We start from the raw sequence: 26,856 nt of genomic DNA, 5'->3' as shown, positions 1-26,856 counted from the left end.
CACGTCGCGAATCTTACTCGCCTGTCGAAACGGTCGGCGATGTTCTGACGTTGTCGATGAGCCGCGTTTCGCCAAGCCAGGCTGCTGCAAGCAGGCGCGCTGGTCGTTCAAGGCTTTCCAACGATTGCAGATCTGTTTCCCCGCGAAGTTCCAGGTATTCGACGTCGCGGTAGCCGGCAGCCAGAATTGCTGCGCGCGCTTCGGCAAGCGTTGGCACGATGGCAGAGCCGCGTGCAAGTCGCTTAGCCGTCTCGAGTAAGACCGATGGCAGTCTTGGGGCAATGGCCCGCTCGGCTGGCGAGAGCCGGACATTGCGCGATGATAGGGCGAGACCATCGGCTTCGCGGACTGTCGGACAAGCGACGACGGTGATCGGAATATCCAAATCCCGGACCATACGCTTGACGACGTGAAGCTGCTGAAAGTCCTTTTCGCCGAAAAAAGCGAAGTCGGCGCCGGTCTGCAGGAACAGCTTGGCCACAACGGTCGCCACGCCCTCGAAATGGCCGGGGCGGAACGCGCCGCACATACCCTCACTAACCCCGCTCACCGAAACGGTGGATGCAAAGCCTTCCGGATACATCTCAGAGGCATGCGGGGCGTAGAGCAGATGGGCATTGAGTGGTGCGAGCTTGGCGGCGTCCTCGTGCTCCGTTCGTGGATAGGCGGCGAGGTCGGCCTGGCTGTTGAACTGCTTCGGATTAACGAAGAGCGTCACGATCACCCTGTCGGCGCGACCGAATGCGGCGCGCACCAGGCTGAGATGGCCCCCATGCAGGGCGCCCATGGTCGGCACGACGGCGACCTTCAGACCCTGCCTGCGCCATGAGGCCACGGCATCGCGCAGTTCCGCGACGGTGCGGACGATCGGTACGGTCATGCGGCTTCCCCTCCTTTGACGGTCTTTGGCGCATCGCCGAACACATGCTCGGGCCCTGGAAATTTGCGCTCCCTCACCTCATGCGCATAGGCCGCTATCGCCCCCGAAGCGGCCTCCCCCAATTCGGCATAACGCCTGACGAATTTCGGGCGGAAGTCGCCGAACAGGCCGAGCATGTCGTCAACGACCAGGATCTGCCCGTCACAGGCAGATGACGCCCCAATGCCGATCGTCGGGATGGCGACCTCTTCCGTGATGAGGCGGGCGAGCGTCTCTGGCACCTTTTCCAGCACGACCGCGAAGGCGCCCGCCTCGGCCACCGCAAGGGCATCGCGCCTGATGCGCTCGGCATCCTCGCCCCTGCCCTGCACGCGATACCCGCCGAAGGCGTTGACCGCCTGCGGCGTCAGCCCGACATGGGCCATCACCGGGACGCCGCGATCGGCCAGGAAGCGGATCGTCTCGGCCATCGTCTCGCCGCCTTCGAGCTTGACGGCCGCGGCGCCGGTTTCGGCCATTATCCGAGCCGCATTGCGGAAAGCCTGCTCGGCGCTTTCCTCGTAGGAGCCGAACGGCATGTCAACGACCATCAGCGCCTGCTCCAGGCCGCGTCGCACGGCCTTTCCGTGCATGATCATCATCTCGACCGTCACGCCGAGAGTGGACGGCAGGCCATGCAGCACCATGCCGACGCTGTCACCCACAAGGACCACATCGCAATGGGGATCGACCAGCCGGGCTACCGGGGTCGTATAGGCGGTAAGGCAGACGAGCGGCGTCCCACCCTTGCGCGCACCAATATCCGGCGGTGTGATCGTCTTGGTGTTAGCAGTCGCACTCAATAGAGGCATCCTTCCCTAACGTTACCAATCGCGGGTGTCGCGTTTGGCATATTTTTGTGCAGGTGCGAAGAGCTAAATCGTCACCGCGGGTGGTGTTGACGCGCCGACAATTATCGTGGAAACCAAATTAAATCGGTTCAGCTGCTTACTCAGCCGAGCCTGGCCCAATCAGTTCAGGGATCATGGATGATCGCGCAAAAGGGATGAGGAAAGGCAGAGCTGGGGGCAAGGCCGACACTGCCAAGGTCGACCTGACGGCCGTTGTGGTTGCGGTCAGCGAAAATGAGCCCTGTGTCCTCACCATCGGACAGACGGACACCTTGCCCTCCGGTCCGCTTGCGCTCGAGCACCGATCGCTGCAGTCCGGTTTGAGGGCGTGGGTCGAAGAGCAGACCGGACACCCGCTCGGTTATATCGAGCAGCTCTACACATTTGCCGACCGTGACCGGGCCAGCACCGAGCTTGAGCGGCGCGTCATCTCAATCAGTTATCTCGCACTCACCCGCAAAGAACATGCAACGGCGCCGTCCAGGTCCGGCTGGCAAAGCTGGTACGACTACTTTCCGTGGGAGGACCACCGTGCAGGGACGCCGCCGATCGTATCGGACCTCCTGCGGCCTCGCCTGATCAGGTGGGCCGATAGCGCGGACGATGTCGCGACGCGCCTCGAGCGCCGACGGCGGGCGGCGATCGCCTTCGGCTTCGACGGCCGCCCGTGGAACGAGGACCTCGCCCTCAAACGCTACGAGTTGCTTTATGAAGCAGCCCTGGTGGAAGAGGCGACGCGCGGTTCGGTTGCCCCGCCGGTTCCTGGAAAGTCCATGATCGCTGATCATCGCCGTATCCTGGCGACGGGTATTGCGCGGCTGCGCTCCAAGATCAAATACCGGCCGGTCGTCTTTGAACTGATGCCGCCGGCCTTTACTCTTCTTCAACTGCAACGAACCGTGGAAGCGCTCGCCGGCAGGCTGATCCACAAGTCGAACTTCCGTCGCCTCATCGAGCAGCACGAGTTGGTCGAGGAGACTGGCGAGACCAGCGTGGAGACGGGAGGCCGACCGGCGAAGCTTTATCGCTTCCGCCACGCCGTGCTCGAAGAGGGGGCAGTCGCTGGAGCAAAATTGCCGCTGGCGCGGGGTTGACTCTTATACTCACATCAAGAATATGCCAGTTATATTCGCATTGAGTATAATTGGAGCCGTCCATGACCGCCGCCATGCCTTCGGCCGCACACCTGTACGAGCGTGTGCGCAGGGTGGTCCCGCCGATCGAATGGGCAGTGTTCAGCGACGACATCGAAGCGATCCTGGCGCTGAAGCGGCAGCGCAATGCGGTCGTCCTGGCGCACAACTATCAGACCCCGGAGATCTTCCACTGCATCGCCGACATTGTCGGCGATAGCCTGGCGCTGGCCCGCAAGGCAATGGCGGTCGAAGCGGATGTCATCGTGCTCGCCGGCGTGCACTTCATGGCCGAAACGGCAAAACTGCTCAATCCGGGAAAGACGGTGCTCATCCCGGACCTGAAGGCGGGCTGCTCGCTGGCAGACTCCATCACCGCCGCCGATATCCGCCTGCTTCGGCAACAATACCCCGGCGTGCCGGTCGTCACCTATGTCAACACCTCGGTCGAGGTGAAGGCCGAGTCCGACATTTGCTGTACCTCGGGCAATGCGAAGGCCGTGGTCGAATCTCTCGGCGTGCCCCGGGTGATCATGCTACCCGACGAATATCTGGCTGAGAATATCGCTACCCAGACCGACGTTGAGATCATCGCCTGGAAGGGCCATTGCGAGGTGCATGAGCGGTTTACGCCGGCCGACATCCGACAGCTGCGCGAGGATCATCCGGGCGTGACGGTGCTTGCCCATCCCGAATGTCCGCCCGAAGTGGTTGCGGAAGCTGACTTCTCCGGCTCGACGGCCGCCATGTCCGACTATGTCGGAAGCGAGAAACCGCCTCGCGTCGTGCTGATAACGGAATGCTCGATGAGCGACAATGTCGCGGTCGAGCATCCCGATGTCGAGTTCATCCGGCCCTGCAATCTCTGCCCTCATATGAAGCGGATAACGCTCGCCAACATTCGTTCGGCGCTCGAACAGAACCGGCATGCGGTGAGGATCGAGCCCCGGATTGCCGGACGAGCACGGCTCGCGATCGAGCGGATGCTCGCCATATGAGCGCGGATGTCCGCAGCTTCTTTGGCCGGCCCATTGTCATAGGCGGCGGCATTGCCGGATTGTTGACTGCGCTTCATCTTGCGCCAGAACCGGTGCTTATTTTGTCCAGGACGTCGCTCGGATCTGACGCATCGAGCGCATGGGCGCAGGGCGGGCTGGCTGCCAGCCTCGGCGTTGACGACGATCCGGTACTGCATCTCGCCGACACGCTCGCAGCCGGCGATGGGCTGTGCGACGCAGAAGTCGCAACCCGCATCCTCCAAGCGGCTCCTGGCGCGATCGAGACCCTCGCGACCCTTGGGGTCCGCTTCGATCGTACCCCGGAAGGAGCGTTTCTTCTGGGACTCGAGGCCGCGCACGGCCGCCGGCGGATCGTTCATGCCGGCGGTGACGGCAGTGGACAGGAAATCATGCGCGCGCTGGTCGAGGCCGTGCGTTCTCATCCGTCGATTGTGGTCATCGAGGGTGTGGAGGCGCGGCGGCTGGCGGTGGAGGACAATACGGTCCGCGGCGTTTGGGCAAGCTGTTCGAAGAGTCCTGTGTTCTTCGGCACGGGACGGGTCGTCCTCGCGACCGGCGGGATTGGCGGACTGTTCCTCGACACCACCAATCCTTTGGGCGGTTGCGGACAGGGCCTGGCGCTTGCGGCGCGCGCCGGTGCTGTCCTTGCTGATCTGGAATTCATTCAGTTTCATCCGACCGCGCTTGACGGACCGGAGCGCCCGATGCCGCTGATCAGCGAAGCGGTTCGCGGCGAAGGCGCGACGATTATCGACGAAACCGGGCAGCGCTTCCTCGAAAGTTTGCAGGACGCGGAACTCGCGCCGCGCGACGTCGTGGCGCGCGCCATCTGGAAGCATCGTTCGAACGGCCACCGCGCGTTTCTCGATGGACGAGAAAAGCCCGGCGCGACATTCGCGCGGCAATTTCCGACGATCGCATCAGCCTGCCGGCGCGCAGGCATCGACCCGGCGCGCGACCTCATTCCCATACGGCCGGCCCAGCACTATCACATGGGCGGCGTCGCCGTGGATCGGGACGGACGTAGCTCCGTTGCCGGACTGTGGGCTTGCGGCGAAGTCGCCTCGACCGGACTGCACGGCGCCAACAGGCTTGCCAGCAACTCGCTGACCGAAGCGATCGTATGCGCGCGCTGGGTCGCCGAAAGCGTGGCGGGATCGCCGATCGGTATCAGGACACGATCAAAGCCACGGGAAATTCCGGCGCCCGATCCACTCTCCTTGCGCCCTCTCCTCTCACGCAGCCTTGGCGTGAAGCGGGATGGTGAGTTTTTGCGAGATGCCGTGAGCACACTGCTTCCGCTAGCCGAGCTACACCATGCAGCTTCCGATCCCGCGGCAGTCGGACTGATGATCGCGATTGCCGCCTTGCTGCGCGAGGAAAGCCGCGGCGCGCACTACCGCACGGACTTTCCCGATCGTGCGGTCGTCGCCCGCCGCTCCAGGCTCACGCTCGATGAAGCCTTAGCGGCAGCCCAGGGCCTCGCATGTCCGACAACGCTTGAAGAGTTTGAGCAATGAACCTCTCGCCGCTTCCCGCAATCCTGCTTGAGCCCCTGGTGCGGGCGGCACTTCTGGAAGATTTCGGCCGGGCGGGTGATCTGACCACGGATGCCATTGTACCGAAGGATTTGCGGGCAACGACCGTGCTGGTTGCGCGCCAGACCGGAGTTGTCGCCGGGCTCGATCTGGCGATGCTGGCGTTCCGGCTCGTCAACCAGGACCTCGAAATCACTGTGGAGCAGGCAGATGGCAGCAAAGTCGCGCCAGGAGACATCATCGCAACCGTGACCGGTCCGGCCCGCGCCATGCTCACCGCCGAACGGACGGCGCTCAATTTTCTGTGCCATCTGAGCGGCATTGCGACCGCGACCGCATTGCTCGTCGTTGCGGTTCGCGGGCACGGCGCAAGGATTGTCTGCACCCGCAAGACGACGCCTGGTTTGCGGGCGCTGGAAAAATATGCCGTGCGCGCCGGCGGCGGCTCCAATCACCGTTTCGGTCTCGACGATGCGATCCTGATCAAGGACAACCACATCGCCATTGCCGGCGGAATCCGCCCTGCCATCGAGCGGGCGCGGACCTGCGCCGGCCATCTGGTCAAGGTCGAAGTCGAAGTCGACACGCTGGCCCAGCTTGAGCAGGCGCTGGAGCTCGCGCCCGACGCTGTCCTGCTCGACAACATCGCGGTCGACGATCTGCGCCAAGCGGTGACGATGGTTGCCGGTCGCGCGATCACCGAGGCATCCGGCAGGATCACGCTCGATATGGCTGCGGAGATTGCCGCGACGGGGGTCGATCTGATTTCCGTGGGCTGGCTGACCCATAGCGCGCCGATCCTGGACATCGGCCTCGACTATCGGGGCTCATGAGCGCGGGCGATAAACTTTCCGGTCGCCGCCAATCGGCCAGCAAAGCGGCAAAGGCCGGACCCCAAGGAACAGGATGAAGATGTACGCACCGAATTCGACGACGACAATGCCACGGGTGCAATCCACCGATGCCGGCAAGTGGACGCTGGCAAAGGCTCGGGCGCTTCACGACGCACCCTTCAACAATCTCCTGTTCCTGGCGCAATCCGTCCACCGCGAGAATTTCGACCCCAACAAGGTCCAGCTCAGCCGGCTTCTCAGCATCAAGACGGGCGGATGTCCGGAGGATTGCGGCTATTGCAGCCAGTCCGCGCATCACGCATCCGGGCTGAAAGCGTCGAAGCTGATGGAAGTACAGCGCGTCATTGCCGAAGCGCGCAAGGCCCGCGACGCCGGCGCTACCCGCTATTGCATGGGCGCGGCTTGGCGAAACCCCAAGCCGCGCGAGATGGATGCTGTCGTCGCCATGGTCGAGGGCGTCAAGGCGCTGGGCATGGAGACCTGCATGACGCTCGGCATGCTTTGCGCCGAAGATGCCCAGCGCCTCAAAGGCGCGGGCCTTGATTACTACAATCACAACATCGACACGTCGGAGCGCTACTACGGCGAGATCATCAAGACGCGAAGCTTTGCCGATCGGCTCGAGACGCTCGAGCATGTTCGCCAATCCGGCATCAAGGTGTGCTGCGGCGGCATTGTCGGCATGGGCGAGGAGCCGGTGGACCGGATCGACATGCTGGTGACCTTGGCCAATCTGCCGGAACATCCCGAAAGCGTTCCGATCAACATGCTGGTCCCGATACCCGGCACCCCGCTTGCCGACGCCAGGCCGATCGGGCCGATCGAATTCGTGCGCATCATCGCGCTGGCGCGCATCATGATGCCGAAATCGCACGTGCGTCTTTCCGCCGGCCGCACCGCCATGACCGACGAGATGCAGGCGCTGTGCTTTTTCGCCGGCGCCAATTCGATCTTCGTCGGCGACAAATTGCTGACGGCTGATAATCCCGGCGAGGACAAGGATACTCTTTTGTTCCGGCGCCTCGGTATCGAGCCGATGGAACTTGAAGCGCAATGAACGCGGCGCTTCTCGCGCGATATGACGCGACCTTGCGCGGTCTTGCGCGCAAGGACCGGCTGCGGACGCTGTCGCCCCGCGCCGGGCTTGACTTTGCGTCCAACGACTATCTCGGGCTCGCCGCCTCCAGGAGACTTGGCGACGCGGTTGCGGCGGCGATCGCGCGGGGCACGCCGGTTGGCGCCACCGGGTCGCGGCTGTTGCGTGGCAATGCGCCGGAGCACGAGGCACTGGAGGCGGACGCGGCGGCGTTCTTCGGGGCCGAACGCGCGCTGTTCTTCGGCAGCGGCTACATCGCCAACTTCGCCCTGCTGACCGCCCTGCCCCAGAGAGGCGACCTTTTGGTCCTCGACCAGCGTGCCCATGCCAGCACGCACGAAGGCGCGCAAGCCGGTCGTGCCGAGTTCAAGCTGGCTGCGCACAACGACGTCGACTCTGTCGAGGATGCGATCACGCGCTGGCGCGCCGAAGGCGGCATGGGGCGTATCTGGATCGCGGTCGAAAGCCTCTACAGCATGGATGGCGACTGCGCGCCGATGGAGAGCCTGGTCGCGCTTGCCGATCGGCACGAGGCATTCGTCATAATCGATGAAGCGCATGCCACCGGTGTCTGGGGACCGGACGGTCGGGGCCTCGCCGCCGCCTTCGAGGGCCGCGACAACATCGTCGCGCTCCATACATGCGGCAAGGCGCTCGGCGCGTCCGGCGCACTGGTCACGGGACCGCGAACGCTGTGCGACTATCTCGTCAACCGGTGCCGACCATTCATCTACGCTACCGCGCCATCGCCGCTGATGGCCGTCGCGGCGCGCGAAGCGATCGCAATATTGTCTGACGAGCCGTTGCGCCGGGTCCAGCTGCACGAGCGCGTTGCTTTCGCGGGCCGGCAATTGGCAGAGCGCTGCGGCGCCATACCCAGCGGTTCGCAGATCCAGCCATTTGTCATCGGCGACGTCAGCCGCACCATGGCAGTTGCGGCGGCACTGCAGGCGCGCGGCTTCGACCTACGAGGCATTCGTCCGCCGACGGTGCCGGAGGGCACATCGCGCCTGCGCATTTCGCTGACGCTCAATGTCGAGGAAGCCGACATTTTTGCGATGGTCGAGGCGCTCGCCGACGTGTTGGGCTCGACATGACCAAACGCATCGTCATCACGGGCACGGATACCGGAATCGGCAAGACAGTTGTCGCGGCCGGTCTCGCCGGCCTGCTGGGCGGCGCCTACTGGAAACCCGTGCAGTCGGGCCTTGACGGCGAAACCGACAGCCAGACCGTTGCGCGCCTCGGCCAACTGACGCCCGAGCGGATCCTACCTGAAGCCTGGCGCCTGACGCGGCCGCTGTCGCCGCACCGTGCCGCCGAGCTCGAGGGCGTGACGATCGACCCGGACCGCCTCGTCCTGCCCGAAGTCGAATGTCCCTTGATCGTGGAGGGCGCCGGCGGCCTGATGGCGCCGCTTACCCGCAAGACCCTGTTCATCGACGTTTTCGCCCGCTGGCAAGCGCCGGTCGTGCTTTGCGCGCGCACCTCGCTCGGCACCATCAACCACACGCTGCTTTCGATCGAGGCGCTGCGCCGCCGTGACATCCCGTTGCTCGGCGTGGCCTTTATCGGCGAGGCAATGCCTGACACCGAGTGCACGATTGCTGGCACCGGCCAGGTGCGCGTGCTCGGCCGCCTGCCCCTGCTCGACCCGCTGACGGCCGGGATCCTGCGCTTGGCCATGACCACATACTTCAACATGGCGGCATTCGACGAGGTCAAAGAATGAACGGCTCGGCGGTCTGGCATCCCTTCACCCAGCACGCCGTCGAACCGGCCATGCCGTCGATTGCGCGAACCGGGGGCGTCTATCTGGAAACGGCGGACGGAACACGCATTCTCGACGCCATTTCGTCCTGGTGGGTGGTCACCCACGGCCATCGCCACCCGAAGATCATGGACGCGATCCGGAATGCGACCGAGACTTTGGACCAGGTGATCTTCGCCGGACTCACCCATGAGCCGGCCGAGCAATTGGCATCGGCGCTGGTCGAAGTGACGCCTGCGGGCCTCGACTGGGTCTTCTATTCCGACAGCGGCTCGACCAGTGTCGAGGTGGCGCTGAAGATGGCGCTCGGATTTTTCCGCAACAGCGGCGCACCACGGACGCGCATCGTCGTCATGGAGCACGGCTATCACGGCGACACGATCGGGGCAATGAGCGTCGGCGCTCGCGGCGTCTTCAATGCCGCCTACGAGCCGCTGCTGTTCCAGGTCGACACCATCCCCTTTCCAACCGCCGGGCGCGAGCAGGAGACGCTGGATCGGTTCGAGGCAGCTTCCCGGGACCGAAGCGCTGCCGCGCTGATCGTCGAGCCGCTCGTGCTTGGCGCCGGCGGCATGCTGATGTATCCGGCCTGGGTTCTGGCCGAATTGAAGAAGATCGCCGAGACCTCCGGCACGCTCTTGATCGCCGATGAGGTGATGACCGGCTGGGGGCGCACCGGAACCATGTTCGCCTGCGAGCAGGCATCGGTCTCTCCCGACATCCTGTGCACCTCGAAAGGTCTGACCGGCGGAGCGATCCCGCTGGCGGCCACGCTCGCCACCGATGCCATCTTCCAGGCCCATTATACCGTGGACCGGCAGAAGACCTTTTTCCACTCGAGTTCCTACACCGCCAATCCGATTGCCTGCGCGGCAGCACTTGCCAATGTCGAGATCTGGCGTGACGAACCGGTGGCCGCGCGGATCGCGTCCTTGAGCGCGAAGCAGGCCGCCGGGCTTCGGCGCTTTCGCGACAATCGATTTTTCACCGACTGCCGGGCGACCGGGACGATCGCGGCTCTCGATCTGCGCGCCGGCTCGGCCGGCTATCTGGCCGAGATCGGCCCGAAGCTGCGCGCTTTTTTCCTCGAGCGCGGACTGCTCGTGCGTCCGCTCGGCAATGTCCTTTATCTTCTCCCGCCCTATTGCATCACCAGCGACGAACTGGATCGGCTCTACAACGCCGTCGAGGAGGCCGGCGAACGCTTCGGCTCGAAGCCATGAGCAGATCGTCGCGCATACTCGGGTTTGGCCATCATGTACCCGCGCGAAAGGTCGACAACCCGGAGATCGAAGATCGTCTCGGACTCGAACAAGGTTGGATCGAGCGCCGTACCGGAATACGGTCGCGCTTCTGGACAACCGACGAAGACACGCTGTCGGGCCTTGCCGCGCAAGCCGGCGACATGGCGCTGGCGAATGCCGGCATCGATCGCGGCGACGTCGGTCTGTTGTTGCTTGCAACATCGACGCCCGACCACCTCCTGCCGCCGAGCGCGCCTCTCGTCGCACATCGGCTGGGACTCGGTCGCGCCGGCGCGGTCGATCTGACCGGCGCCTGCGCCGGCTTCATCTATGCGCTGATGTTCGCGGACGGATTTACCCGCCTGCACGGCAAATCATCGCTTGTCATCGCCGCCAACATTCTCAGCCGCCGCATCAATCCGGCCGAGCGCGCCAGCGCGGTGCTGTTTGCCGATGCAGCAGGCGCGGTGGTGATCGGTCCGTGCGAGGACCCCGATCGGGGCATCCTCGGCGCATCGGTGGATTGCGACGGCTCGCGCTACGGGCTGATCCAGATTCCCGCGGGCGGCAGCAACACACCGTTCCATGGCGACCTAGACCTCGCGCAAACCCGAATGACGATCACCGACGGCCGCGAAGTGTTCGCCAAGGCCGTGGAGATGATGACTGCCTGTTCAAAGGAGGCGCTGGCCACAGCCCGAGTGCGCCCGCAAGACATCGATCGGTTTGTCCCGCACCAGGCCAACGCCCGCATCTTTGATGCCGTCGGACGAAACCTCGGCATTGCCGATCAAGCGATCGTCAAGACGATCGTCGACTACGGCAACTCTTCCGCCGCCACAATCCCGCTCTCGCTCTCGCTTGCCAATCAGGCGGAGCCGTTTCGGCGGGGCGAAGAGATTCTTTTGGCGGCGGCAGGCGCCGGTCTCAGCGGCGGCGCCCTCGTCGTCGGAATTTAGTCGGGCTGCAAACCGCCCACAGGACATCAACACTGCTATTTGAACTGGATGGAACCCATGCGAAAAATAGTCGCCGGCAAGCTGCACGGCATCCACGTCACCGAAGCGAACCTCAACTACCATGGCTCGATAACGCTCGACCCCGACCACTGCGAAGCAGCCGGGATTCTGCCGATGGAGTTCGTGGAAATATGGAACAGGAATTCCGGAGCGCGGATTTCGACCTATGTCATTCTCGGCGAGCGCGGCTCGCGATGCTGCATCCTCAACGGAGCCGCGGCCCGCAGCTGCCAGCCCGACGACCAGATCATCGTCTGCAACTCCATCTACTTGGACGAAGCTGAAATCACCTCGCTGAAGCCGCGGATCGTCACGTTTGATGAGGACAACCACATACTCGATCGCCTGAGCTATTCGGTCGATCGTGACGCACACGGCCGATACAAATTCTCCATACTCGACGAGTCGAATGAGGTTTTGGCCATCCCTGCCCTGGTCTCCGGGGCGTGATCTTACCCTCCCACGCATTGCGTGAGCGTTCCGCCCGGTTTGATTGGCCGCCGGTCGCCATCGTTGGGCTGAATGCGCCCGAAGGCGCTTGACAAAATGGCGATCGGCCGCTCAATTTGAAGCATTCACCAGGGGAGTCCCGGCAAGGGGCTGAGATACTGCTGGCTTTTGCGGCGCAGTGACCCGTTGAACCTGATCCAGTTCATGCTGGCGTAGGGACGGTGCAAGCGCTTTGTGGGAATTCACGCCCGAGGTCCTGTTTCGGCAGGTAGAGAAAAGCGTCTTTTCATCCTTCCGGCACAGAACTGGGTCTCCAATGCATGAGCAAAGGAGCCTCAAATGAATGCCATCACTCCCGCAGTTTCGACGGGACCGCTGCCCGCCTCGAGGAAGATCCACAAACCCGGCTTGATCCACCCGCAGATCAGGGTGCCGATGAGGGAAATCGCCGTTCATCCGACGGCCGGCGAGCCACCCGTGACCGTCTATGATCCATCCGGCCCCTATACCGATCCGACCGTCGAAACCAGCATCGAGAAGGGCCTTGCCAGGCTTCGGCACGGATGGATCAAGGCGCGCGGCGATGTCGAATTCCAGCAAGGCCGCAGTGTCCGGCCGGAGGACAACGGGTTCGCATCAGGCGAAAGGCTGACGCCGGAATTTCCCGTCCGCCACCGGCCGCTCAAGGCCAAGGCCGGCAAGGCGGTGACGCAGCTAGCCTATGCGCGCGCCGGCATCATCACCCCTGAGATGGAGTTCGTCGCCGTCCGCGAAAACCTCGGCCGCGAGATACTTCGCGGGAACGTGCAACGCGACGGCGAGAGTTTCGGCGCAGCAATCCCGGACTTCGTCACGCCGGAATTCGTGCGCGACGAGGTGGCGCGCGGCCGCGCCATCATTCCCGCCAACATTAACCACCCGGAATTGGAGCCGATGATCATCGGCCGCAATTTCCTAGTGAAGATCAACGCCAATATCGGCAATTCCGCCGTCACATCGTCGATGGCGGAAGAGGTCGAGAAAATGGTCTGGGCGATCCGCTGGGGCGCCGACACCGTCATGGACCTGTCGACCGGCCGCAACATCCACAACATCCGCGAATGGATCATCCGCAATTCACCGGTGCCGATCGGCACCGTCCCGCTCTACCAGGCGCTCGAAAAGGTCGGCGGCATCGCCGAGGACCTGACCTGGGACATCTACCGCGACACGCTGATCGAACAGGCCGAACAAGGCGTCGACTATTTCACGATCCATGCCGGCGTGCGGCTGCACTACATCCCGCTGACGGTCAACCGGGTCACCGGCATCGTGTCGCGCGGCGGCTCCATCATGGCGAAGTGGTGCCTGCATCATCACCGCGAGAGCTTCCTCTACGAGCATTTCGAGGAAATCTGCGACATCTGTCGCGCTTATGACGTGTCCTTCTCGCTCGGCGACGGCCTTCGACCCGGCTCGATCGCCGACGCCAATGACGCGGCGCAATTCGCCGAACTGGAAACGCTTGGCGAACTGACCAAGATCGCCTGGGCCAAGGATTGCCAGGTCATGATCGAAGGGCCAGGCCATGTTCCCATGCACAAGATCAAGCAGAACATGGACAAGCAGCTCGAGATCTGTGGCGAGGCGCCCTTCTACACGCTCGGGCCGCTGACCACCGACATTGCGCCGGGCTACGACCACATCACCTCCGGCATCGGCGCTGCAATGATCGGCTGGTTCGGCACCGCCATGCTCTGCTATGTCACGCCCAAGGAGCATCTCGGTCTACCCGACCGCAAGGACGTCAAGACCGGTGTCATCACCTACAAGATCGCTGCCCACGCCGCCGATCTCGCCAAGGGTCATCCGGCCGCCAAGATCAGGGATGACGCGCTCTCCCGCGCCCGCTTCGAATTCCGCTGGGAGGACCAGTTCAACCTCTCGCTCGACCCTGAGACCGCGCGCTCCATGCACGACGAGACGCTGCCAAAGGAGGCACACAAGGTCGCGCATTTCTGCTCTATGTGCGGCCCGAAATTCTGCTCGATGCGCATCTCCCACGACATTCGGGCAGAGGCGCAGAAGGAAGGGCTCGCATCGATGGCGGCGAAGTACCGGGACGGCGGCGACCTCTACATGCCCGTCGACAGCGCCGCGGAGAGCACGAACCGACCATGAAGGTGCTTATTCGCGGCGCGGGCGTCGCCGGTTTGACGCTCGCGCACGAGCTGGCGACGCGCGGCGCCGACGTGACGGTGGTCGAGAAGCGCCGCGAGATCGCGGGCAATGCTTCCTGGCAGGCCGGCGGCATGCTTGCGCCCTGGTGCGAGCGCGAGAGCGCCGAGGAGGCTGTGCTGACGCTCGGACGCGGGGCGGCAGACTGGTGGGATGCTGCGTTGCCTGATCATGTCTCGCGCAACGGCACCCTCGTTCTGGCGCCTGCCCGCGATGCCGGCGAGGTGGACCGCTTCGCTCGGCGTACCTCCGGCTTCAGGCAGCTCGGCTCAGGCGAGATCGCGGCACTTGAACCTGATCTCGCAGGCCGGTTCGGGCGCGGTCTCTTGTTTACCGAGGAAGCGCATCTCGACCCGCGCCAGGCATTGTCCGCGCTTCGCGACAAACTGCTCGGTATGGGAGTTCGCCTCGAATTCGGCTGCCGCGCCGTGCACGCCGTCTCGGACATCGAAGTGGACTGCACCGGCATCGCCGACTGCCGACCTGAACTGCGCGGCGTGCGTGGCGAGATGCTTGTGCTCAAAACACGAGAGATATCGCTGGCCCGGCCGGTGCGGCTGCTTCATCCGCGCATCCCGGTCTATGTCGTGCCGCGCGCGGAAGATCTCTTCATGGTCGGGGCGACGATGATCGAGAGTGACAGCGTCGGCCCGATCACCGCGCGCTCGACCCTGGAGCTGCTGAGCGCCGCCTACGCGCTGCACCCGGCTTTCGGCGAGGCCGAGCTGATTGAAACCGGCGTCGGCGTACGCCCTGCATTTGCCGACAACCTGCCGCGCGTCGAGCGTGACGGCAAGAACATCCGCATCAACGGCCTCTACCGCCACGGCTTCCTGCTCGCGCCGGCCATGGCGCGGCAGGCAGCCGACCTCATTCTGCGAAACCACCCAGCAAAGGAGTTTGCCCGTGAAGCTCATCGTTAACGGCCAGAACCGCGACGTCGCGGCCAAGACGCTCGCCGCACTGCTCGCCGAGCTCGATTTCGAAGGCGGCTGGCTCGCTACCGCAGTCAACTTCGAGGTCGTTCCGGCCAGGGAGCGCGATCGCTGCCGGCTCACCGAGGGCGATCGCATCGAAATCCTCTCACCGATGAAGGGGGGCTGATCGCGTGCTCGAACTCTACGGACAAAGACTGTCGTCGCGCCTTCTGCTTGGCACCGCGCTCTACCCCTCGCCGGCCATCATGGCTGAAGCGATCAAGGCGTCGGGCACAGAGATCGTGACCGTCTCGCTGCGCCGCGAAACTTCCGGCGGCAAAACCGGCGGCCAGTTCTGGTCGCTGGTCCAATCTTTGGGGGTTCGCGTCCTACCCAACACCGCCGGCTGCCATTCGGTTAAGGAAGCCGTAACCACCGCGCGCATGGCGCGCGAGGTGTTCGGCACCAACTGGATCAAGCTCGAGGTGATCGGCAACCACGACACGCTGCAGCCGGACGTGTTCGGATTAGTCGAAGCAGCAAGCATCCTCGTGTCAGACGGCTTCGAGGTCTTCCCCTACACGACCGACGACCTCGTCGTTGCCGGACGTCTACTTGACGCCGGCTGCCGGGTCCTGATGCCGTGGTGCGCGCCGATTGGCTCCGCGCGCGGGCCGCAGAACCTTGATGCGCTGCGAAGCCTGCGTGACCATTTCCCAAACATTCCGCTGATCGTCGATGCCGGCATCGGCCGGCCGTCGCATGCCGTGACCGTCATGGAGCTCGGCTACGACGCGGTGCTTCTCAACACCGCCGTCGCCAAGGCCGGCGATCCCGTTGCCATGGCCGCGGCGTTTGGCAAAGCGGTGGAAGCGGGCCACGAGGCACATTGCGCCGGGCTGCTCGAGCCGCGCGACATGGCCGTTCCCTCCACGCCCGTCATCGGCATGGCAGCGTTTTCATGAAACTTGATCCGTTTTACCTGATCGTCGATTCCAGCGCGTGGATCGAGCGCCTGGTGCCGCTTGGCGTCAAGCTGGTGCAACTGCGCATCAAGGACAAGGGCGAAGCCCTTCTGCGCCGGGAGATTCGTGCTTCAAAGACGGTATGCGACCGCCACGGCTGCCAGCTGATTGTCAACGATTACTGGCGCCTCGCGATTGAGGAGGGGTGCGATTTCGTCCATCTCGGCCAGGAGGATCTCGCCTCGGCCGATGTAAGGGCGATCAGGCGGGCGGGCGTTAGGCTGGGCTTAAGCACCCACGACAAAGTCGAGCTGGAAACGGCAATCTTCATGGAGCCCGATTATGTCGCGCTCGGCCCAATCTACCGCACCACACTCAAAGCCATGAAATGGGCGCCGCAAGGGCTCGACCGCATCGCCCTCTGGAAACATCGCGTCGGCGACCTTCCACTTGTCGCCATCGGGGGATTGACGCCCAAGCGCCTGGGCGGTGTCTTCGCGCAGGGCGCCCAGAGCGCCGCCGTCGTAACCGACATAGTACGCGCTGCCGATCCTGAAGCGCGCACGATTGAGTGGCTCGAGGCAACGTCGCCGTGGCGATAGATCCCCAATCTCACGTGCTGGTAATTGCGGGAACCGATTCAAGCGGCGGAGCCGGAATCACGCGCGACGTAGAGATGATTACGGCGCTGGGCCTCAGGTCGTGCGTTGCTGTTACCGCTGTGACTGCCCAGACCCATCAATCGGTCGAGTGGATCGAGCATATGCCGCCGGGGCTTATCGCCGCCCAGATGCGCGCTGCTTTTGCGGCTAACCCTGTCGCGGCGGTCAAGATCGGCATGCTGGGGGCGGCGGCAGCGATCGAGGCGGTCGGCGCTGTTCTGGCGTGCAACCGCCAAGTGCCTGTGGTGCTCGACCCCGTGCTGGCCTCTACCTCGGGACGAGAGCTGTTGGAGGACGATGCCATCGATGCACTGACTCGCGATCTGATGCCGATCTGCCAGCTCGTAACGCCCAACCTGGTCGAACTGGCAAGGTTGAATGGATCCGTGTCGGCGCCGGACGAAGAAACTGCTCTTTTTCAGGGCGAGAAACTCGCAAGGACTGTCAAAACAGCTGTGCTCGTCAAGGGCGGGCATGCTGTGGGAGCCCAGGCCGTCGATGTGCTATTGCAGCCGAACCACCCTGCGGTTCGGTTCGAAGCGCCTCGCTTGCAGCGGGGCATGCGCGGTACCGGTTGCATGCTATCCAGCGCCATTGCCGCCTCTCTTGCGTGCGGCGCGTCGCTGGAGAAAAGCGTGCGCAACGCCAAGCAATATGTCTTCTGCATCCTTGCTCGAGCGAAGTGACATCGGAGCGAACGCAGTGGGCTTGCAAAGTGAGTAAAGCGGTGACGCGTCGGCTGCCCGCGTCAGGCACCGCGCTATATCGGAAAGCTCCCGACACCAGCGCCAGACCAGGGACTCGGAGGCTTGAACCAGATTCGTGCGAAATTTTCCGCAGGTCGCCCGCGCCATTTCATGCCGAGGCAACCCGGCAAATGTAGACATGATTGGTCCAATTGGTCTGCTTTTGACCTGCTGAGGACGACGAGGCATCGACCGGAATTGCAATTATTGTCCTCTTGCAGTTGAGAAATCATCACGGTGGGTCTACCCGCCGTCCGTCCGAGGCGCTATGCGAAAGCCAGGCGCGCTGGATGCACATCGCCCTGCCAAGATATATGGTCCCAGCGTTGAAGAGGAACCCGGTGTTGCCCCTGTGCCTACCGATGATCCGGTACCTGAAATCCCCCGAGCTGTTTCAAGCCATTGATCGACTGTCGGCACTTGGCACGCCTGTTAGCGAACGGTCCTTCGAGGTCTTTAACCCATCGACCGGCGAATTGTTGGCAGCGCTACCCGACATGGGCGTCGAGGAGACACGCGCTGCGATCAACAAGGCCTATATCGCGCAGCCTGGATGGGCAGCGTTGACCGCCCGCGAGCGCAGCGACGTTCTGTGGCGCTGGCACCAGCTGATCGTCGATCACACCGACGACCTCGCTGCGATTCTTACAGCGGAAATGGGCAAGCCGCTCGCCGAAGCCAGGTCCGAGGTTTCGCATGCGGCCGCGTACCTGCAATGGTACGCCGAAGAGGCCAATCGCATCTATGGCGAGACGATCTCCGCACCATCGACGGACCGCCGAATGCTGGTGATCAAGCAACCGATCGGCGTCGTCGGCACGATCACGCCATGGAATTTCCCGGCCTCGATGGTGGCGCGCAAGATCTCGCCGGCTCTGGCGGCCGGCTGCACGATCGTGCTCAAGCCTGCTGAGCAGACGCCGCTGGTGGCTGGCGCAATGTTCGCCCTCGCCCATCAGGCTGGCTTTCCCGAAGGCGTCGTCAACCTGATCTATGCTTCCGAAGGCGATGCGGTCGGCGGCGAGCTCTGTTCCAATCCCAAGGTCCGCAAGATCAGTTTCACCGGCTCGACCGAGATCGGCCGGCTGCTGATGCGCCGGTGCTCGGACCAGATCAAGAAGGTCAGCCTTGAACTCGGCGGCAATGCGCCGTTCATCGTCTTCGACGATGCCGACGTTGATGCTGCAGTTGACGGTGCGATCCAGGCGAAGTTCCGCAATGCCGGGCAGACCTGCGTTTCCGCAAACCGCCTGTATGTCCAGTCGAGCGTTCACGATGAGTTCGTCGACAAATTCGTGGAGAAAGTCCGCCACCTTTCGGTCGGTGACGGCTTCGATCCAGGCGTGGCTATCGGACCGCTGATCGACAGGCATGCTCTGGTCAAGATCGAATCCCATATCGCCGATGCCGTCCAGAAAGGCGGTACCGTCCAGTGCGGAGGCAATCGCATCGGCAAGGAAGGTACTTTTTCCAACCGACGGTCCTCACCGATATCTCCAGTGAGATGACGCTGGCGCGAGAGGAGACATTCGGGCCATTGGCTCCAATCATTTGCTTCGAAGACGCGGATCAGGTCGTCCATCAGGCCAACGACACGATCTACGGCCTCGCCGCCTACTTTTATGCCTCCAACCTCAAGCGTGTCTGGCGTATGGCCGAGGCCTTGGAATATGGCATGGTGGGCATCAACACGGGACGCATGTCCTCGGAGGCGGCGCCCTTCGGCGGGATCAAGCAGTCCGGCATCGGGCGCGAGGGTTCCCGCCATGGGCTCGAGGATTACCTTGAAATGAAATACCTGTGCATGGGCGGCATCTGACGCATTTCCGAACGGGTGCGCCTGTGACGTGGAACGGTCCGAAGACTGTGTTCTCGGCCGAATTGATCGAGGGGTCGCAGTCGATGCGTCGCTTCCAATGTTGGCTTAGTAGCGCTGAGTTGCCGTGAATCGCGCCTGTCGCGGATGGTCATCGCCTGTAGGAAAGCCTTCCCGCGGTCCTCGCGGGCGAGTGGGCGCCGGCTTGGTCGTGGACTTTGCTGCCGTTCTGGGAGCGCCTACGCAGCACCATTGGGGAGGGAAATCGTGGCTTTCATGAAGGTCACGGCATTACCGAACAGGAAAGATTCGATCTTCGGTCAATTCGCAATTAAGCCCGCCGCCTCGTGCCGAAGCCTGATAGGCCATCGGCCGTTCGCGACCCAGCCGCTTGGCCCGGTAGGAAACCAGCGTGGCATGAATTGACCCGGTGACTGGATCCTCGGAAATGCCCGCACCGGGGGGCAAAGTAACGGGACACGAAATGCGCTCGCCCGTCGTCGTCGTTCTGCCCCATGACCACAAGGCCTACAGGTCCTAGGCGGAAAATCGAGGCAAGGTCAGGGGCAAAGCCATGCACAGCATCCGCGCTGCCGAAATCGGCGAAGATGTTCTCGAAGTTTCGCGAGATCATGATCCTTGAACACCGGGCGAAGCTCAAGCAGCGCGCCTGAGATGGCTTCAGTTTCGCTCGCTCACTACATGGATTTTGCACGTGTGCGTCGATAACGCACTGCTTCTGTGTAAATGAGATGCGCCGCCTACAGAGCAGGAGGTTTCTCCCCATGTTGACTAAGGCTCGCAAGTCCTTGATGTTGTGTTGGAGAATAGATGTTTGGGCATTGCAATGGAGTATCTAATGGCCGATCTCAAGGAAACCGAATCCAATCGGGCACCGACCGAGGTGCCTGTGCAAGAACAGACATCCGACTCCAGCAAAAAGGCAGCGAGGCCGAAGAAGCCAACCGGGCAGCAGGGACGTGCTGTGCGAACAAGAGCCGCCAAGTCGAGCAAGCCGGCCGCTTCAGCTGAAGCGGTTGTATCCCCTGCGGTCCGAGCAGCGCGTAAAATATACTCTGAAGCCGAGCGGGCCCAAAAGCTCGGCGACATCGAGAAGCAGACAGGTCGGGGAGAGAGCATCAAGGCCGCTGTCAAGAAAGCAGGAATATCGGAACAGACCTATTATCAGTGGAAGAAGGTTGCCGGGAAGGCACCTCAGAACGACGAGCTCAAGGATCTGGTGAAGCTTGAAGAAGAGAATGCCCGTCTGAAGAAGCTCCTCGCCGATCGGCTTCGCAAGGAAAACGCCGAACTCAAGATGAAGCTCGGGTTTGGTTGAGCGGCCTTGGGAGCTGGCTTGCCGGAGGAAAGGACTGACAAACGATGACACAATCGGTTGGCTGCCGGTTAGCCCACATCCATACCCGATGAATTTCAGCGAGGCGCAGAGAATGTTGCTCTGCGCCATCGTGGTATTGTGGAACGCGTGAGATCGGCGTGTTGTGGGCTGATGTGGTGGAAAACGCCCGCGATGGTCCGCCGCACGCGGGAATTGAACCCTCCACCGAATTGACGTGAACCGTGTCGCGAACATATTCGTGGCTGGAATGCTTTGCGGTCTCCTGCTTGGCAAAACTCTCGCCTATGGCCATGAATGCCTGCCGGAGCCGAATAGACATATCCGACCGCGATCCGCGCTTGCGCGGCGAGCGGTTTTGCGACATCAGTCGGCTGATCGTGTTCGTGGCCCGTTCCTGTCAGGCGTATGGCCGAATTAACGCAATGGACCGGATATGACGGCCTCAAAGCATCTCATAGCGCTCCTTAAGAGCCATATCGCCCGCGATGACGATCAGTTCCTGTCCATCGCGATGCAGGTGGCTGCCCATGAGGCGCGCAAAGGCCACGGTCAGGTTGCCCAGCAACTGCGGGCGCTCGTCGATCAGGCACGCAGCGGCAAGGTCGAGCGGGCGCGCAGGCCGGTTCCTATCGCCCAGCCTAAAGGCGATCTCGCCGCGCTGGTATCGGTCAGTTTTTCAGAGACGCGGCTTGCCAGCATGGCTTTGACCGACGAACTGGCGCTGCGCCTCAAGAGAGTGCTTACCGAGCAGCGCCAGCAGCACAAGCTGGTCGAGCGGGGGTTACAGCCGCGGCGGAAGCTTCTCCTTGTAGGTCCGCCCGGGTCCGGAAAGACCATGACCGCCGGCGCCCTTGCCGGCGAGTTGCACCTACCGCTCTTCATAGTGGTCTTCGACACCCTGATTACACGGTTCATGGGCGAGACCGCATCAAAGCTGCGGATCATATTCGACGCGATGACCGAAACGCGCGGCGTCTACCTCTTCGATGAATTCGACGCCATCGGCTCACGGCGATCCGAGCGCAATGATGTCGGGGAAATCCGCCGCGTACTGAATTCGTTTCTCCAGTTTCTGGAGAAAGACGACAGCGACAGCCTGATCATCGCCGCCACGAACCACGTGGAACTGCTCGATCCGGCCTTGTTCCGGCGCTTTGATGACGTGATCCAGTACGACCTCCCCGACGAGGATGTGACACTGAAGATACTTCAATCGCGTTTGGTCGTCTTTGACACCGATAAGTTGGATTGGGGCAAGGCCGTCGAGCTTGCAGCGGGTCTTAGCCAGGCCGAAATCTCCCGCGCGGCTGATGAGGCCGCAAAGCGGGCGATATTGGCCGATCGTAGTGATGTCACCGACGAGGACCTGTCAGTCTCCATACAGGAGCGGCGTTCGGCAGCGCATAGGTAAGAGGACTGATGCCGAACGGGGAACAGCGGACTCTCAAGCACATTTATATTAACGGTAACGGGCGGCGGGAGCAGTTCACGTGGCCGAGAGGCGGAGGCGGCGAAGTCGTGCTCCCGGCGCGTAATCGCGCGCAGCATGCGGCGCGGCTGGAACAGGCTCTGACATCCGCGATCACAGCCGCGGCCGAACAGGCCGCGGAGCGCAATCCGGAGATCGCTGGCGGGAAAGCCGGCTTTTATCTAGAATTCGATATCGGCAAAGAGCAGCGCCCGCTGCTCGACAAGCTCGAAGACAAGCGGGGGCAGGATCATATCGAGCTGGTGGCCGTCCGACCCGCAGAGTCCGATCCGGAAAATCGCCTATCGGCCACGGTATTCGTTCCGGAGGCCAAGCGGGAGCTCTACCTCAAGAAGGTCGAAGATTACCGGACGCAGGAGACGCCAACAGGCAAGCCTAAGAATCAGCCGCTCGTCGCTTCGTTGGAAGATGTGCGGCTCGCTCATGCCCGCTCACTCTTCACGGATGACATTCAGCTGTTCCCGGCGGCGGGACAGCAGGCCTGGTGGGAAGTCTGGCTGCGCACGGGAGGCCGGCCGATCCTTGAACATGCGGCCGACATTCTTGACATCGTATTGCGAGAGCATGTCGTCCGTTTTCCAGAGCGTGAGGTCGTGCTCGTGCTCGCGACGCCCGATCAGATCGGCATGATCGTTTCCAATACCGATGCCATTGCTGAGTTGCTGCTCGCGCGAGATACGCCATCCGTGTTCCTAGCGATGGACCCGACTGAGCAGCGCGATTGGAGTGACGAGTTGACGGAGCGGCTGGAGATCCCTGATGCCACCGCGCCGGCAGTCTGTATTCTGGATTCCGGGTCGACGCGCCCTCATCCGCTGATCGCGCCGGTCCTTAATGCAGGGGATCAGCAGTCGTGGAACGGGATCTGATCGATCCTCTGGCTAGCACCAACCCGCTCAGCCTGAGCCATGTTCTGGAGTCGGTGAAAATCCTGCCGGATCAGGGAGCGAACGATCCCGATCTCTATGGCTACATCACTGCGGAGGCGATGAGCCGGGCCGAGATACAAGCGCCGGAGCGTTCGCGGGTTTTCTGCCTTGCCGTTACCAGCGCGGGCGATCATTGGCGGGGGCACCCGTCCTCATGGTCAGCAGCCCTTGATGAACTGGCCTATGGCGACGGTGATACCCCGCGCATTGTCGTCCTTTCGGCAGGCAACGTGAACGCTCTTTATCCGGCAGCCGAGTATCTTGATAAGAATGATGCCGCGCCGATCGAGAGCCCCGCACAGGCGTGGAACGCCCTGACGGTGGGAGCGGTGACTGAGAAATGCACCATCACCGATGCGACCTTTGCCGGGTGGAGTCCGATGGCCTCCGCCGGCGATCTCTCGCCGCTCAGCCGGACATCCCTTACATGGCAGAATGAGTGGCCGATCAAGCCTGATATCGTGTTCGAAGGCGGCAATTACGGCGTCAATCCCGTCAATGGCGACAGCGATCATCTGGATGACCTTACCCTGCTGACAACGAATAATCGTCTGCAAGCCGGCTACTTCAACGTTATCGCGGACACGAGCGCTGCAACGGCCCTGGCTTCTCGCATGGCAGCGCAGATATTGGCCGACCGCGCGGGGCATTGGCCCGAAACGGTCAGGGGGCTGATCGTTCATTCCGCCGACTGGACCCCGGCCATGCGCGGGCATCTTCCGGTCAATCCGAAACAGACCCACAAACGGGTTCTGCTGCGTCGCTATGGATATGGCGTTCCTGATTTGGGCAAGGCGATCCGCAGCCAGGCCAATGATGTGACGCTTGTGATCGAAAGCGTGATGCAGCCCTTCTTCCTTGACGGATCGGCCATCAAGACCCGCGATATGATCTTCGACGATCTGCCGTGGCCGGCTGAGACGCTGGAGGGGCTTGGCGAGGGACAAGTCGAACTGCGCGTGACGCTGAGCTATTTCATAGAGCCCAATCCGGGGGAGCGGGGCTGGACGAAGCGCCATCGCTACGCCTCGCACGGTCTCCGTTTTGCCGTGAAGCGGCCCGAAGAGGATGTGGATACCTTCCGAGGACGCATCAATGCGGCCGCGCGTGAGGAGGAAGATGGCGCCTACGGCGGCGGACAAGACGACGGATGGGTTCTCGGCCCGCGCCTTCGGGACCGCGGTTCCCTTCACTCTGACATATGGGAAGGTACGGCTGCCGACCTTGCCAATCGCCACGGCCTGGCGGTCTATCCGACCGGCGGCTGGTGGCGTGAGAAAAAGCGTCTCGAACGCTATGACAGGGAAGTGCGCTATGCCCTCATTCTTACCCTGCGCGCAGACGACCATCGATCGCTACACCGAAATCGCCAATGCGATCGGCATCGAAGTCGAAGTGGAAGCGGCCTGAGATGGCGTGCTAGGTCGCGACTCATTCAGACCCAGAACGCGATGAGGCTTGCGAGGGCCACAGCGGACAGGAAGTTGCGGGCTAGCTTGTCGTACCAAGAGTGCGTTCATCATTGCCTCCGTCGCCGTCGACAACGGAAGGAATCTGATGTGCTACACGCCTTCAATACCCTGATTGGGTTACTACCCTAAATTCTGACACCCGGGACAGGCGACTCTGCCGCACTACCGAGATCGCGGCGCCGCGGGTACGGCTCGACGCCGGCGATGGCAAGACGGCGAAGTGGAAGAGCAAGGTCCTGCGCGCCTATCAGCGGCGCACGATGGCCGCCGACGCGCTGATCGCCTCCGTTTATCTGGCCGGCACCAACACCAGGCGGGTGCGGCGTGCGCTCGGCGGCGCGATCGGCAAAGGACGTCGTCAGTCGCATCTTGCGCAAGGTGAAGACTGACTGGGACGCCTGGAACGCGCTCGCTGGCCGACGAGCCGATCGTGCGCCTGATCCTAGACGGGACGGTGGTTCGTGCCAGGCTCGACCGCAAGGCGACCGCGATCTCGCTGCTCGTGGTCATCGGCGTGCGCGAGGACGGCCAGAAGATCCTGCTCGCGGTCAAGAATATGGGCGGCGAGACGACCGAGGCCTGGCGGGCCATCCTCGACGATCCCTTGGGGTCTCCGAGACCAGGTAACCCAGCCAGCGATTTCCGAAATGTGAATCGTAGGATCGCTCCTCGAGAGGAGCCGGCGTGCGGGTCGGCAACCCGTGTGGCGCAATTTCTTGAAATGCTTGGCTACTCTAACCTGTTCATCGTTGGCATGTGGTAATTCATGACCGAGCAGCAGCCAGATCCGCGGGACGGCCATCGATCAGAAGTTCGATGGGACTGACCATCCGCATGCATCTTGCATTCTTCGATCTGCTGCGAGAACGTCAGCGAGTCTCTCACTGGTTATCGTCAGGCTGGTAACCGGCTCGCGTGAACGGCACGTTGATCAAACGACGTTCGCGGCGAAAGCGGAACGGAGTTGACATAGCTCAAGAGACCCAGGGGCGCGCAGCGGTAAGGATGACAGTTATCAGCATGGGACGATAACTGTTGCAGACCTCTATCCTGACAAAATATCGCGAGGCCCGCCTGCCTTGGTACACCATCTATCCGACTGTGCCGGAGTTCTCCGCGGCGGTCGGTGCCAAGGATTATCAGGAATGGCTGAGTTCGCTGCCGGCTGACGATTCGGTGTCGCTCTATCTGCATATTCCGTTCTGCCGATCGACGTGCTGGTATTGCGGTTTTCCTACCACCATCACCCGCCAGGATTCGCCGATCCTCAATTATGTGGCTGTGCTGCGTGACGAGATTCGTTTGGTCTCGGAACAAGTGCCTCAGCCGCTGCCCGTGGGCGACGTGCATTTCGGCGGTGGAACGCCGACCCTGATCGGGTCAGCGGAGTTCTTGGCTACGATGGGACTCCTGCGCCGTCGCTTCGCCTTTGGGAAAACGGCTACCGTCGCCGTCGAGATTGATCCACGCACGTTCACGGCCGAGATGGCCGAAGCCCTAGGGAAGGCCGACGTGAACCGCGCGAGCCTCGGGGTGCAGAGCTTTGATCCCATTGTTCAAAAGGCGATTAACCGGGTCCAGAGTGAGGCGCAGACTCTGGCTGCTGTCGAAGAGCTGCGGCGACATGGCGTAAGCCACATCAATTTCGACCTCATCTTGGGTCTCCCGCATCAGACGGTTCAGTCGTGCGTCGAGACCGCGACGGCTGCGCTCGCCATGCGCCCCAACCGGCTGGCGGTGTTCGGCTACGCACACCTTCCCTCTGTAGCAAAGAATCAGCGCCTGATCGAGGAGATAGCGCTGCCGGACAGCGCTGCCCGCGCCGAACAGGCTGCGGCTGTGGCCGAGACGTTGGTTGCCGCCGGCTACCGAGAGATCGGACTCGACCATTTCGCCTTGCCGGACGACAAGCTCGCGCTGGCGCAGACTGCCGGGCGCCTGCGGCGTAACTCGCTGGGTTACTCGGCCGACACCTGCAAAACCCTGATCGGTTTCGGCGCGTCGGCTATCGGCCGAGTCGGCGGCGGTTACGTTCAGAACGAGGTTACACAGGATTGTTACAGCCGGCACATCGCAGCTGGCCGTCTGGCGACGTCAAAGGGCCATCGTCTTACTACAGAAGACCGCGTGCGAGGCGCAATTATCGAGCGGCTGATGTGCGATTTGGAGGCCGATGTGCCGGCAATCTGTGCCGACCACGGATTTGACCCGATCCGTTTTCACCATTCTGCTGAACGCTTGGCGTTGCTGGCCGAGGACGGGATTGTGGAAATCGAAGATGGTTTCATCCGCGTGCGGCAGGAGCATCGCTTTGTGATTCGTGCTGTTGCTGCCGCATTCGATGCTTTTCTCGACCGGGTTGCCACGTAAGCACAGCCAAGCAGCGGAT

23 protein-coding genes, 3 pseudogenes and 1 riboswitch are annotated in these 26,856 nt (G+C 62.7%); of the genes and pseudogenes, 23 read left to right on the top strand and 3 right to left on the bottom strand.

Annotated elements, in window-relative coordinates:
• Nucleotides 1-13 precede the first annotated feature (13 nt).
• Nucleotides 14-880, bottom strand: coding sequence for a pantoate--beta-alanine ligase (gene panC / locus ABVK50_RS04595; RefSeq protein ID WP_353642644.1), 867 nt, complete (start codon nucleotides 878-880; stop codon nucleotides 14-16).
• On the bottom strand, nucleotides 877-1,722 hold the full coding sequence (panB, locus tag ABVK50_RS04590) for a 3-methyl-2-oxobutanoate hydroxymethyltransferase (RefSeq protein WP_353642645.1): 846 nt from the start codon (nucleotides 1,720-1,722) through the stop codon (nucleotides 877-879). Before panB ends, panC begins: the two co-directional genes overlap by 4 nt.
• 182 nt (nucleotides 1,723-1,904) lie before the next feature.
• On the opposite strand from panB, the gene ABVK50_RS04585 reads away from it, so the two are divergent.
• The 18 genes and pseudogenes from ABVK50_RS04585 to ABVK50_RS04500 all read left to right on the top strand — a co-directional run bounded on the left by ABVK50_RS04585 (nucleotide 1,905) and on the right by ABVK50_RS04500 (nucleotide 20,556).
• Nucleotides 1,905-2,864, top strand: coding sequence for a hypothetical protein (locus ABVK50_RS04585; protein WP_353642646.1), 960 nt, complete (start codon nucleotides 1,905-1,907; stop codon nucleotides 2,862-2,864).
• A gap of 62 nt (nucleotides 2,865-2,926) precedes the next feature.
• Nucleotides 2,927-3,901 carry a quinolinate synthase NadA gene (gene nadA / locus ABVK50_RS04580; protein WP_353642647.1) on the top strand — a complete coding sequence of 325 codons (975 nt, stop codon included), beginning with the start codon at nucleotides 2,927-2,929 and terminating at the stop codon, nucleotides 3,899-3,901.
• Nucleotides 3,898-5,442, top strand: a complete 1,545-nt coding sequence (locus tag ABVK50_RS04575; protein ID WP_353642648.1) for an L-aspartate oxidase — start codon at nucleotides 3,898-3,900, stop codon at nucleotides 5,440-5,442. Before nadA ends, ABVK50_RS04575 begins: the two co-directional genes overlap by 4 nt.
• Entirely contained in the window at nucleotides 5,439-6,293 is an 855-nt protein-coding gene (gene nadC, locus ABVK50_RS04570; protein ID WP_353642649.1) for a carboxylating nicotinate-nucleotide diphosphorylase, read from the top strand. Before ABVK50_RS04575 ends, nadC begins: the two co-directional genes overlap by 4 nt.
• Nucleotides 6,294-6,372: 79 nt before the next feature.
• The gene (gene bioB, locus ABVK50_RS04565) at nucleotides 6,373-7,371 is read left to right on the top strand and encodes a biotin synthase BioB (protein WP_353642650.1); all 999 of its coding nucleotides are present in this window, start codon (nucleotides 6,373-6,375) and stop codon (nucleotides 7,369-7,371) included.
• On the top strand, nucleotides 7,368-8,507 hold the full coding sequence (locus tag ABVK50_RS04560) for an 8-amino-7-oxononanoate synthase (RefSeq protein ID WP_353642651.1): 1,140 nt from the start codon (nucleotides 7,368-7,370) through the stop codon (nucleotides 8,505-8,507). The genes bioB and ABVK50_RS04560 overlap by 4 nt, the downstream gene beginning before the upstream one ends.
• Complete coding sequence (gene bioD / locus ABVK50_RS04555; protein ID WP_353642652.1) at nucleotides 8,504-9,142, top strand: dethiobiotin synthase; 639 nt, start codon at nucleotides 8,504-8,506, stop codon at nucleotides 9,140-9,142. The genes ABVK50_RS04560 and bioD overlap by 4 nt, the downstream gene beginning before the upstream one ends.
• Complete coding sequence (locus ABVK50_RS04550; RefSeq protein WP_353642653.1) at nucleotides 9,139-10,404, top strand: adenosylmethionine--8-amino-7-oxononanoate transaminase; 1,266 nt, start codon at nucleotides 9,139-9,141, stop codon at nucleotides 10,402-10,404. Before bioD ends, ABVK50_RS04550 begins: the two co-directional genes overlap by 4 nt.
• The gene (locus tag ABVK50_RS04545) at nucleotides 10,401-11,384 is read left to right on the top strand and encodes a beta-ketoacyl-ACP synthase III (RefSeq protein ID WP_353642654.1); all 984 of its coding nucleotides are present in this window, start codon (nucleotides 10,401-10,403) and stop codon (nucleotides 11,382-11,384) included. Before ABVK50_RS04550 ends, ABVK50_RS04545 begins: the two co-directional genes overlap by 4 nt.
• Nucleotides 11,385-11,441: 57 nt before the next feature.
• On the top strand, nucleotides 11,442-11,894 hold the full coding sequence (gene panD, locus ABVK50_RS04540; protein ID WP_353642655.1) for an aspartate 1-decarboxylase: 453 nt from the start codon (nucleotides 11,442-11,444) through the stop codon (nucleotides 11,892-11,894).
• A 120-nt stretch (nucleotides 11,895-12,014) separates the two neighbouring features.
• Nucleotides 12,015-12,131: riboswitch (TPP riboswitch) on the top strand.
• A 102-nt stretch (nucleotides 12,132-12,233) separates the two neighbouring features.
• Nucleotides 12,234-14,054, top strand: coding sequence for a phosphomethylpyrimidine synthase ThiC (gene thiC / locus ABVK50_RS04535; RefSeq protein ID WP_353642656.1), 1,821 nt, complete (start codon nucleotides 12,234-12,236; stop codon nucleotides 14,052-14,054).
• Nucleotides 14,051-15,034 (top strand): glycine oxidase ThiO, encoded by a 984-nt coding sequence (thiO, locus tag ABVK50_RS04530; protein ID WP_353642657.1) that lies wholly within the window; start codon nucleotides 14,051-14,053, stop codon nucleotides 15,032-15,034. The genes thiC and thiO overlap by 4 nt, the downstream gene beginning before the upstream one ends.
• Entirely contained in the window at nucleotides 15,018-15,215 is a 198-nt protein-coding gene (gene thiS, locus ABVK50_RS04525; protein ID WP_353642658.1) for a sulfur carrier protein ThiS, read from the top strand. The genes thiO and thiS overlap by 17 nt, the downstream gene beginning before the upstream one ends.
• A 4-nt stretch (nucleotides 15,216-15,219) precedes the next feature.
• Nucleotides 15,220-15,993, top strand: coding sequence for a thiazole synthase (locus tag ABVK50_RS04520; protein ID WP_353642659.1), 774 nt, complete (start codon nucleotides 15,220-15,222; stop codon nucleotides 15,991-15,993).
• Complete coding sequence (locus tag ABVK50_RS04515) at nucleotides 15,990-16,595, top strand: thiamine phosphate synthase (protein WP_353642660.1); 606 nt, start codon at nucleotides 15,990-15,992, stop codon at nucleotides 16,593-16,595. The genes ABVK50_RS04520 and ABVK50_RS04515 overlap by 4 nt, the downstream gene beginning before the upstream one ends.
• On the top strand, nucleotides 16,586-17,341 hold the full coding sequence (locus ABVK50_RS04510; protein WP_353642661.1) for a hydroxymethylpyrimidine/phosphomethylpyrimidine kinase: 756 nt from the start codon (nucleotides 16,586-16,588) through the stop codon (nucleotides 17,339-17,341). Before ABVK50_RS04515 ends, ABVK50_RS04510 begins: the two co-directional genes overlap by 10 nt.
• Before the next feature lie 404 nt (nucleotides 17,342-17,745).
• Nucleotides 17,746-19,220, top strand: a pseudogene (locus ABVK50_RS04505) (NAD-dependent succinate-semialdehyde dehydrogenase).
• Between the two features lie 856 nt (nucleotides 19,221-20,076).
• Complete coding sequence (locus ABVK50_RS04500; RefSeq protein ID WP_353642662.1) at nucleotides 20,077-20,556, top strand: transposase; 480 nt, start codon at nucleotides 20,077-20,079, stop codon at nucleotides 20,554-20,556.
• Between the two features lie 149 nt (nucleotides 20,557-20,705).
• Here ABVK50_RS04500 and ABVK50_RS04495 read toward each other — a convergent pair.
• Nucleotides 20,706-20,875 (bottom strand): annotated as a pseudogene (locus ABVK50_RS04495) (transposase); the annotation flags it as partial.
• A gap of 135 nt (nucleotides 20,876-21,010) precedes the next feature.
• Between ABVK50_RS04495 and ABVK50_RS04490 the strand changes: the two are divergent.
• The 5 genes and pseudogenes from ABVK50_RS04490 (at nucleotide 21,011) to hemN (ending at nucleotide 26,837) form a co-directional block, all read left to right on the top strand.
• On the top strand, nucleotides 21,011-21,988 hold the full coding sequence (locus ABVK50_RS04490; protein WP_353642663.1) for an ATP-binding protein: 978 nt from the start codon (nucleotides 21,011-21,013) through the stop codon (nucleotides 21,986-21,988).
• 8 nt (nucleotides 21,989-21,996) lie between these two features.
• Entirely contained in the window at nucleotides 21,997-22,935 is a 939-nt protein-coding gene (locus tag ABVK50_RS04485; RefSeq protein ID WP_353642664.1) for a hypothetical protein, read from the top strand.
• Entirely contained in the window at nucleotides 22,920-24,596 is a 1,677-nt protein-coding gene (locus ABVK50_RS04480) for a S8 family peptidase (protein WP_353642665.1), read from the top strand. Before ABVK50_RS04485 ends, ABVK50_RS04480 begins: the two co-directional genes overlap by 16 nt.
• A gap of 11 nt (nucleotides 24,597-24,607) precedes the next feature.
• Nucleotides 24,608-25,068, top strand: a pseudogene (locus tag ABVK50_RS04475) (transposase); the annotation flags it as partial.
• A gap of 434 nt (nucleotides 25,069-25,502) precedes the next feature.
• Nucleotides 25,503-26,837 (top strand): oxygen-independent coproporphyrinogen III oxidase, encoded by a 1,335-nt coding sequence (hemN, locus tag ABVK50_RS04470; protein WP_353642666.1) that lies wholly within the window; start codon nucleotides 25,503-25,505, stop codon nucleotides 26,835-26,837.
• Nucleotides 26,838-26,856 lie beyond the last annotated feature (19 nt).

Source organism: Mesorhizobium sp. WSM2240 (assembly GCF_040438645.1).
GTDB lineage: Bacteria > Pseudomonadota > Alphaproteobacteria > Rhizobiales > Rhizobiaceae > Allomesorhizobium.
This window is presented reverse-complemented; position numbering and strand designations above follow the sequence as displayed.

Bases quoted from the DNA above. Each gene is read 5' to 3' on its own strand.
- panC (WP_353642644.1), bottom strand. From the start codon at position 880: ATGACCGTACCGATCGTCCGCACCGTCGCGGAACTGCGCGATGCCGTG.
- ABVK50_RS04585 (WP_353642646.1), top strand. From the start codon at position 1,905: ATGGATGATCGCGCAAAAGGGATGAGGAAAGGCAGAGCTGGGGGCAAG.
- nadA (WP_353642647.1), top strand. From the start codon at position 2,927: ATGACCGCCGCCATGCCTTCGGCCGCACACCTGTACGAGCGTGTGCGC.
- ABVK50_RS04575 (WP_353642648.1), top strand. From the start codon at position 3,898: ATGAGCGCGGATGTCCGCAGCTTCTTTGGCCGGCCCATTGTCATAGGC.
- nadC (WP_353642649.1), top strand. From the start codon at position 5,439: ATGAACCTCTCGCCGCTTCCCGCAATCCTGCTTGAGCCCCTGGTGCGG.
- bioB (WP_353642650.1), top strand. From the start codon at position 6,373: ATGTACGCACCGAATTCGACGACGACAATGCCACGGGTGCAATCCACC.
- ABVK50_RS04560 (WP_353642651.1), top strand. From the start codon at position 7,368: ATGAACGCGGCGCTTCTCGCGCGATATGACGCGACCTTGCGCGGTCTT.
- bioD (WP_353642652.1), top strand. From the start codon at position 8,504: ATGACCAAACGCATCGTCATCACGGGCACGGATACCGGAATCGGCAAG.
- ABVK50_RS04550 (WP_353642653.1), top strand. From the start codon at position 9,139: ATGAACGGCTCGGCGGTCTGGCATCCCTTCACCCAGCACGCCGTCGAA.
- ABVK50_RS04545 (WP_353642654.1), top strand. From the start codon at position 10,401: ATGAGCAGATCGTCGCGCATACTCGGGTTTGGCCATCATGTACCCGCG.
- panD (WP_353642655.1), top strand. From the start codon at position 11,442: ATGCGAAAAATAGTCGCCGGCAAGCTGCACGGCATCCACGTCACCGAA.
- thiC (WP_353642656.1), top strand. From the start codon at position 12,234: ATGAATGCCATCACTCCCGCAGTTTCGACGGGACCGCTGCCCGCCTCG.
- thiO (WP_353642657.1), top strand. From the start codon at position 14,051: ATGAAGGTGCTTATTCGCGGCGCGGGCGTCGCCGGTTTGACGCTCGCG.
- ABVK50_RS04515 (WP_353642660.1), top strand. From the start codon at position 15,990: ATGAAACTTGATCCGTTTTACCTGATCGTCGATTCCAGCGCGTGGATC.
- ABVK50_RS04500 (WP_353642662.1), top strand. From the start codon at position 20,077: ATGGCCGATCTCAAGGAAACCGAATCCAATCGGGCACCGACCGAGGTG.
- ABVK50_RS04490 (WP_353642663.1), top strand. From the start codon at position 21,011: ATGACGGCCTCAAAGCATCTCATAGCGCTCCTTAAGAGCCATATCGCC.
- ABVK50_RS04485 (WP_353642664.1), top strand. From the start codon at position 21,997: ATGCCGAACGGGGAACAGCGGACTCTCAAGCACATTTATATTAACGGT.